Here is a 544-nt window from a genome sequence, read left to right as displayed (position 1 = left end):
GGACGCTGGTTTGCGTTATCTGAAAGCAAATACGGTGACCATTTTGTTTCTGCTTCGAAAATCCTAACACCCAGCAGCATCCTTTATTATTTTTTCATGTATGTTAACAGAAACTTTGCACCGCTCATTACAAAAAGAATAAGGTTCGAGCAGTTTATATCTTTCATCATAGCCCATTTGTCGTGCTTTAACTGTAATACTAGCACTTGAGCTTCCATTGCAACCTCGAGCCAGCCCAGTAAGGCACCATGGGTCCTGTTGCCGTATCTACCGTATCAGCCACAGTCCATTCCTGCTGAACAAGTTCAATGGTATCTGTATTACGCGGCAATTGATAAAAATCGGCACCATAGCCACTGGCAAAGTTAGCCAATTTATCCAATGCATTATGCTGGCTAAAAAACTCAGCATAGAGCTCTATAGCCGCAGGTGCCGAGTAACATCCGGCACAACCACAAGCCGTTTCTTTACTCGCCTGCACGTGTGGAGCAGAGTCTGTTCCCAGAAAAAACTTCGGGCTTCCGGACAGTGCAGCCTGTTGCAG

Annotated in this window: 1 pseudogene; it reads right to left on the bottom strand. The window is 45.4% G+C overall.

The annotated features are described in order from the left end of the window. Positions 1 to 199: 199 nt before the first annotated feature. Positions 200 to 544: pseudogene (locus B3180_RS12320) on the bottom strand (dihydroorotase); the annotation flags it as partial.

It is taken from the genome of Idiomarina sp. UBA4206 (assembly GCF_002383015.1).
Taxonomy (GTDB): domain Bacteria; phylum Pseudomonadota; class Gammaproteobacteria; order Enterobacterales; family Alteromonadaceae; genus Idiomarina; species Idiomarina abyssalis.
Note: the sequence above shows the minus strand (reverse complement) of the source record. Positions and strands in the feature narration are given on the sequence as shown.